General features: G+C 68.7%; 5 protein-coding genes and 4 pseudogenes. 5 read left to right on the top strand and 4 right to left on the bottom strand.

Annotation, left to right across the window (positions count from 1 at the left end; genetic code table 11):
• The 3 genes and pseudogenes from AC1DO7_RS40475 to AC1DO7_RS40465 form a co-directional block, all read left to right on the top strand.
• A pseudogene (locus AC1DO7_RS40475) lies at nucleotides 1-199 on the top strand (periplasmic heavy metal sensor); the annotation flags it as partial.
• A gap of 58 nt (nucleotides 200-257) precedes the next feature.
• Nucleotides 258-1,655, top strand: coding sequence for a DUF1800 domain-containing protein (locus AC1DO7_RS40470; protein ID WP_441618732.1), 1,398 nt, complete (start codon nucleotides 258-260; stop codon nucleotides 1,653-1,655).
• A 4-nt stretch (nucleotides 1,656-1,659) separates the two neighbouring features.
• Nucleotides 1,660-2,739: pseudogene (locus AC1DO7_RS40465) on the top strand (DUF1501 domain-containing protein); the annotation flags it as partial.
• Here AC1DO7_RS40465 and AC1DO7_RS40460 read toward each other — a convergent pair.
• From AC1DO7_RS40460 to AC1DO7_RS40450, 3 genes and pseudogenes are all read right to left on the bottom strand, one after another.
• A pseudogene (locus AC1DO7_RS40460) lies at nucleotides 2,740-3,499 on the bottom strand (hypothetical protein); the annotation flags it as partial. It lies immediately after the preceding pseudogene.
• A gap of 46 nt (nucleotides 3,500-3,545) precedes the next feature.
• Nucleotides 3,546-4,160 carry a GNAT family N-acetyltransferase gene (locus AC1DO7_RS40455; protein ID WP_477117504.1) on the bottom strand — a complete coding sequence of 205 codons (615 nt, stop codon included), beginning with the start codon at nucleotides 4,158-4,160 and terminating at the stop codon, nucleotides 3,546-3,548.
• A gap of 18 nt (nucleotides 4,161-4,178) precedes the next feature.
• Entirely contained in the window at nucleotides 4,179-5,057 is an 879-nt protein-coding gene (locus AC1DO7_RS40450; protein WP_020201397.1) for an AAA family ATPase, read from the bottom strand.
• Between the two features lie 403 nt (nucleotides 5,058-5,460).
• Between AC1DO7_RS40450 and AC1DO7_RS40445 the strand changes: the two genes are divergently transcribed.
• Both AC1DO7_RS40445 and AC1DO7_RS40440 read left to right on the top strand, forming a co-directional pair.
• Nucleotides 5,461-5,808: a c-type cytochrome gene (locus tag AC1DO7_RS40445; RefSeq protein WP_441618740.1), complete on the top strand. Its 348-nt coding sequence runs from the start codon at nucleotides 5,461-5,463 to the stop codon at nucleotides 5,806-5,808.
• Between the two features lie 11 nt (nucleotides 5,809-5,819).
• A complete protein-coding gene (locus tag AC1DO7_RS40440; RefSeq protein ID WP_441618742.1) occupies nucleotides 5,820-6,218 on the top strand; it encodes a c-type cytochrome in 399 nt (132 codons plus the stop codon).
• 99 nt (nucleotides 6,219-6,317) lie between these two features.
• Here AC1DO7_RS40440 and AC1DO7_RS40435 read toward each other — a convergent pair.
• Nucleotides 6,318-6,473 (bottom strand): annotated as a pseudogene (locus AC1DO7_RS40435) (3-deoxy-7-phosphoheptulonate synthase); the annotation flags it as partial.

Genomic DNA, 6,473 nt, shown 5'->3' with positions numbered 1-6,473 from the left:
GTTCGAGCGCGAGGCCCTGGCCGCCGCGCTGGCGCGCACGCGCGAGGCCGATGCGGCGGCGCGCAGCAAGCTCGAAGACAGCGTGGTGGCGTTCGCTGCCACCTTGTCGGCCGACGAGCGCCAGAAGCTGGCCGATGCGCTGGTGCAGCGCGGCCCGTTGCGCAGCGCGCCGGCACGGCCCGCCAAGGGCGCGCCATGAGCAGGCAAGACAAGCAATGGCCGCGCGTTTGCGGGCCTGGCCTGGAGAGGAGCAAGGCATGAACGACAACACCATCGCCGCTGCCGCCATCGCGGTCAACCGCTTCGGGCTCGGTGCGCGGCCGGACGAGGCGCTGCCGGCCGATCCGCGCGGCTGGCTGATCGGCCAGTTCGCGCAGTACGAGGCGCGTCCCGCGGCCTGGCGCGCGCAGCCGGGTACCGCCGCGCTGGCCGGCGAGTTCGGCGCCCAGCAGCGTGAAGTGCGCCAGGCCAGCTCCGACGCCAAGGCCGTGGCGCGCCAGCAGTTGCAGCGCGAAACCCGCGAAGCTTATCGCGACGCGGTCGACGCGCGCGTGGCCAGCGCGCTGGTCACGCCGGCGCCGTTCGTCGAGCGCCTGGTCCATTTCTGGTCGAACCACTTCGCGGTGTCGGTGGAGAAGCCGGCGGTGGCGGCGCTGGCCGGCGCCTTCGAGGCCGAGGCGATCCGCCCCCATGTGCTGGGCCGCTTCGAGGACATGCTGGTGGCCGTCGAGCGCCATCCCGCCATGCAGATCTTCCTGGACCAGGTGCGCTCGATCGGGCCCGACAGCATGGCCGCGCGCGTGGCCGCGCAGCGCGCGCCGCAGCGCCAGCTCGGCCTCAACGAGAACCTGGCGCGCGAAATCCTCGAGTTGCACACGCTGGGCGTGCGCAGCGGCTACAGCCAGGCCGACGTGACCGAGTTCGCGCGCGCATTGACGGGATGGAGCGTGGGCGGCTTCGGCGCGCGCGAGGACGGCGAGGCGGGCAGCTTCCTGTTCCGGCCGCGCGTGCACGAACCCGGCACCCGCGTCATGCTGGGCCGCGATTACCCGCAGCAGGGCGAGGCGCAGGCGCTCGCGGTGCTGCACGACCTGGCGCAGTCGGAAGCCACCGCGCGCCATCTCGCCACCAAGCTGGCGCGCCATTTCGTGGCCGATACGCCGCCGAGCGCGCTGGTCGCGCGGCTGTCCGATGCGTACATGCGCAGTGGCGGCGCGTTGCCGGAGGTGTACCGCGCGCTGGTCCAGTCGCCCGAAGCGTGGGCCAGCGCGCCGGCCAAGTTCAAGTCGCCGTGGGAGTGGGCCGTGTCCTCGCTGCGTGGCCTGGGCCTGCGCGAAGCGGGCGGGCAGGGGGGCGTTGCGCATTTCGCCCCGGTGCTGGCGCAGCTGGGCCAGCCGGTCTGGCGGCCGGGTTCGCCGGCCGGTTACGACGACCTCGCCGCGAGCTGGGCCGCGCCCGATGCGCTGGTGCGGCGCGTGGAGCTGGCGCAGCGTTTCGCGGCGCGCGCGGGCGACCGCATCGACGCGCGCGAACTCGGGCCGAAGCTGCTTGCCGGCACGCTGTCGGCATCCACCGCCGGCGCCATCGCGCGCGCCGAGAGTGCGCAGACCGCGCTGGCCTTGCTGCTGGTTTCGCCCGATTTCCAACGGAGGTGACATCGTGACATCCCAATTTTCCCGCCGGGATTTCCTGCGCGTCGCCGCCGGCGCGGGCGCCATGCTGACCCTGCCGCGCCTGGCGCTGGCCGGCGCCGATACCGAGCGCCGCTTTGTCTTCGTGATCCAGCGCGGCGCCGCCGATGGCCTGAACACGGTGGTCCCTTATGCCGACCCGGGCTATGCGCGCCTGCGCGGCGCGCTGGCCATCGACCCCGCGCAGGCCAGCAGGCTCGACGGCACCTTCGCCCTGCATCCATCGCTGGCGGAAACGGCGCGCATGTACGCCGCTGGCCAGGCGCTGTTCGTGCAGGCGGTGGCGTCGCCCTACCGCGAGCGCTCGCACTTCGACGGCCAGAACGTGCTCGAGACCGGCGGCAGCGCGCCGTACCAGGTCAAGGACGGCTGGTTGAACCGGCTGGCGGGCCTGCTGCCGGCGCGCCACGACAATGCGATCGCCTTCGCGCCGACGGTGCCGGCCGCGCTGCGTGGCGCGGCCGCGGTCGGCTCGTACGCACCCTCGGCCTTGCCGGCCGCGCCCGACGACCTGCTCGCACGCGTGGRCCAGCTCTACGAGATGGATGCGCAGCTGCATCCGCTATGGACCGCGGCAATGCAGGCGCGCGGGCTGGCCGGCGATGCCGGCGCACGTCAGGACCCGGCCAGCCTGGGCCGGCTCGCCGCCGGCTTCCTGGCGCGCGCCGACGGGCCGCGCATCGCCATGATCGAGACCGGCGGCTGGGATACGCACAGTGCGCAGGCGCCGCGCCTGGCGGCCCGGCTCAAGGCGCTCGACGCCATGCTGGCGGCGCTGCGCGACGGACTGGGGCCGGCCTGGTCGAGCACCACGGTGCTGGTGGCCACCGAGTTCGGCCGCACCGCCGCGGCCAACGGCACCGGCGGCACCGACCACGGCACCGCTGCGGCGGCGATGCTGCTGGGCGGCGCGGTCAAGGGCGGCAGGGTGCTGGCCGACTGGCCGGGGCTGGCGCAGGGCGCCCTTTACCAGGGGCGCGACCTGGCACCCACGACGAACCTGGACGGATTGATCGCCGCGGCGGCGGCGCAAGGCTTCGGGCTGGACTTCGGGCTCGGGGTTGAGCCAGACGAAGCGCGGGAACTGCTCGATCAGGCGGTTGAGCCAGACCGCGCCGGCCTCCGGGTTGTTGTATTCCACCGAGCCGCCGGGCTGCAGGATCTCGTACGGGCTCATGGTGGCATCGCCGACGAAGATCACCTTGTAGTCCGAGCTGTACTTGTGGATCAGGTCCCAGGTGGCGATCTTCTCGGCGTGGCGGCGGCGGTTGTTCTTCCACACGTAGTCGTAGACGCAGTTGTGGAAGTAGTAGTACTCGAGGTGCTTGAACTCGGTCTTGGTGGCCGAGAACAATTCCTCCACGCGCTTGATGTGGTCGTCCATCGAGCCGCCCACGTCGAGCAGCATCAGCACCTTGACCTTGTTGTGCCGCTCGGGGCGCAGCTTGATGTCGAGCATGCCGGTGCTTGAGCCGCTCCATGAGCTTGTCGAGCCCGCCCATGGCCTCGATCTTGGCCTTTTCCTCGGCCGAGAGCTCGCGCTCCAGCGTCTTCTGSAGCCAGTCSAGCGGRATGTCGSWCTTCCAGTCSACCAGRYTCTCSACGCCCTTGAAATAGGCRGCGAAGGTCTGGTCGAACTTGTCGAAGTGCTTCTCGTCCTTGACCAGCGCCATGCGCGACAAGTAGTAGAACTCGTCGATCGACGGCGAGATGACCTCGGCCTTGAGCGCTTCGAGCATGGTCAGGTATTCCTTGACCGATACCGGCAGCTTGGCGTGGCGCAGCGAGAAGAAGAAATCGATCAGCATGGTGGACTCGCTTGATGCTTAGTGTTTCCGGGACATGGTCAGCGGCTCATGCGCCGCGACCCGGCAGGTCCAGGCGGTATTGCAGGTGGCGCTTCACCGTCGGCCATTCGCTGGCGATGATGGAGAACACCACCGTGTCGCGCAGGGAGCCGTCGGGCATGCGCTGGTGATTGCGCAGCACGCCGTCCTGCTTGGCGCCGAGGCGCGCGATCGCGGTGCGGCTCTGCTGGTTCATCCAGTGCGTGCGGAATTCCACCGCGATGCATTGCAGCTGCTCGAAGGCATGGGTGAGCAGCATCAGCTTGCATTCGGTGTTGACGGCGCTGCGCTGCACGCGCTGGGCATGCCAGGTGTGGCCGATCTCGAGACGGCGGTTGGCCGCGTCGACATTGAACAGGCGCGTGGCGCCCACCACCGCGCCGGGCGCGCCGTCGCGGATCTCGCGGATCACGAACGGCATCGCGCCTTGCTGCTCGCGCATCTCCAGCGCGATGTCGGTCCACGCGCGCACCTTGTCTGGCGCGGGCACCGACGTGTACCAGAGTTTCCACAGTTCGCCGTCGGCGACGGCGGCCTGCACCTCGGCTTCGTGCGCCGGGCTCAGCGGCTCCAGCAGCKCATGCTGGCCGCGCAGGGCGACGGGTTCGATGAAGCGTGCCATGGGGGTTCGTGCGTCCGCTCAGCGGTTGGCGCGGTTCATGAATACCAGGCGCTCGAACAGGTGCACATCCTGTTCGTTCTTCAGCAGCGCGCCGTGCAGCGGCGGGATCGCGGCCTTCTTGTCCGGGCTCTTGAGCGCTTCGGGCGGGATGTCCTCGGCCATCAGCAGCTTGAGCCAGTCGATCAGCTCCGAGGTGGAGGGCTTCTTCTTCAGGCCGGGCAGGTTGCGCATCTCGTAGAACGATTCGAGTGCGGCTGCCACCAGTTCGCGCTTGATGCCGGGGTAGTGCACGTCGACGATGCGCTGCATCGTTTCCGCGTCGGGGAACTTGATGTAGTGGAAGAAGCAGCGGCGCAGGAAGGCGTCCGGCAGTTCCTTCTCGTTGTTGGAGGTGATGATCACCAGCGGGCGGTGCCTGGCCTTGACCAGTTCGCGCGTCTCGTACACATAGAATTCCATGCGGTCGATTTCGCGCAGCAGGTCGTTGGGGAATTCGATGTCGGCCTTGTCGATCTCGTCGATCAGCAGCACCACCTGCTGGTCGGCCTCGAAGGCCTGCCACAGCACGCCCTTGACGATGTAGTTGCGGATGTCGTGCACGCGGTCGTCGCCGAGCTGCGAGTCGCGCAGGCGCGAGACCGCGTCGTACTCGTACAGGCCCTGCTGCGCCTTGGTGGTCGACTTGATATGCCACTGCAGYAGCGGCATGCCGAGCGCGGCTGCCACTTCCTCGGCCAGCATGGTCTTGCCGGTGCCGGGCTCGCCCTTGATCAGGAGCGGGCGCTGCAGCGCACGGGCGGCGTTGACGGCCAGCTTGAGGTCATCGGTGGCAACGTATTGCTGGCTGCCTTCGAAGCGGGTCTGCTGGTTCGGGCTGGCGTTGGTGGTGTTGGACATGAGGCAACCTGAGGGGTTTGTGCGTGTCGGAATGGGCCAGTATAAAAGAGCTTTCCCGTTCGCGTGCGGCTGCCTGCGGCAGGCTGGACTGCCGCGTGCAGCGTGCTGTACAATGCGGCGGTTTGACGCGCCCCCCTAAGTCCTATTCTCCACCGTCCGGTTCGTCCGCCTAGTCTTGCGCGCGGCCCCTGCCGGGAGGCGGCGTTCAAAGAGATGGTTGCAGAATGAGGCCGGTCCGTGCTCACCTCGCCTGGCGGTACCGGGCGTGACAGTGTGCCGACCCGCTGGCAGCGCCACATCGAGCCGCAGGCAGATGCGGCTTCCCCGCCGGACCCATTCCGAAGCCATTTCTGACCGGTCGGGCAGGTCTCCCAGGGTTTTACACTTCCAATCAGCTACGACAATGAAAAAGCTCCTCACGATGGTGGTGCTGGGCGCGGCCGCCATGGCTGCGCAAGCCCAGGAAGTCAAGGGCAACGTGGATGCCGCCAAGAACAAGGTCGCAATGTGTATTGGTTGCCACGGGATTCCGGGATACCGGGCCTCGTTCCCCGAGGTGTACCAGGTGCCCCTGCTGGGAGGGCAGAACGCCAAGTACATCGAGAATGCGCTCAAGGAATACCAGAAGGGCGACCGCAAGCACCCGACCATGCGCGGCATTGCCGCCACCCTGAGCGACCAGGACATCGCCGACGTGGCTGCCTACTATGCGCAGCAGACCTCCAGCACGCAAAACAACAACCAGAAGTGAGGAGACCCGCCATGAATACGCTTAAGACGCTTTCGTTCGCGCTCGGCGCACTCGTGCTGGGCGCCTCGGCCATGTCCGCCTCGGCCGCCGATCTCGCCGCCGGCAAGGCGCTGGTGGAGAAGGGCAACTGCGTGGCCTGCCATGGTGCCGGCATGAACGCGCCGATCAGCCCGGACTACCCGAAGCTGGCCGGCCAGCACGCCGATTACCTGTACCACGCGCTGGCGGCCTACCAGATCACCACCAACCCGCAGGTGGGCCGCTCCAACGCCATCATGGCCGGCCAGGTCAACGCCAACCCGGGCGTGACCGGCAAGGACGGCAAGCCGCGTCCGTTCACCCGCGACGAACTCAAGGACATTGCCGCCTACATCGAATCGCTGCCGGGCGGGCTGGTGCTGAAGAAGTAAGAAGCGCCGCCGCGCAGGCGCCGCCGTGCGCCGCGCCAGGGGAGAAAAAAGCCGCTGAACATATCAGCGGCTTTTTCATTCGGGGACGGGCGGCGCGGCTCAGTTGCCGGTGCCCTTGGCCAGGCGGCGAGCCTTCACGGCGTTGGCCAGCGTCTCCAGCACATTGATCGAATCGTCCCAGCCGATGCAGGCGTCGGTGACCGACTGGCCATAGGTGAGGTTCTCCACCGGCGTGCCCTGGGCATGGTCCTGACG

The organism is Cupriavidus sp. 05N40, from assembly GCF_056397305.1.
This window is presented reverse-complemented; position numbering and strand designations above follow the sequence as displayed.

What these genes read in the sequence shown, in the direction of transcription:
- AC1DO7_RS40440 (WP_441618742.1), top strand. Translation starts at nt 5,820, where the DNA reads ATGAATACGCTTAAGACGCTTTCGTTCGCGCTCGGCGCACTCGTGCTG.
- AC1DO7_RS40445 (WP_441618740.1), top strand. Translation starts at nt 5,461, where the DNA reads ATGAAAAAGCTCCTCACGATGGTGGTGCTGGGCGCGGCCGCCATGGCT.
- AC1DO7_RS40470 (WP_441618732.1), top strand. Translation starts at nt 258, where the DNA reads ATGAACGACAACACCATCGCCGCTGCCGCCATCGCGGTCAACCGCTTC.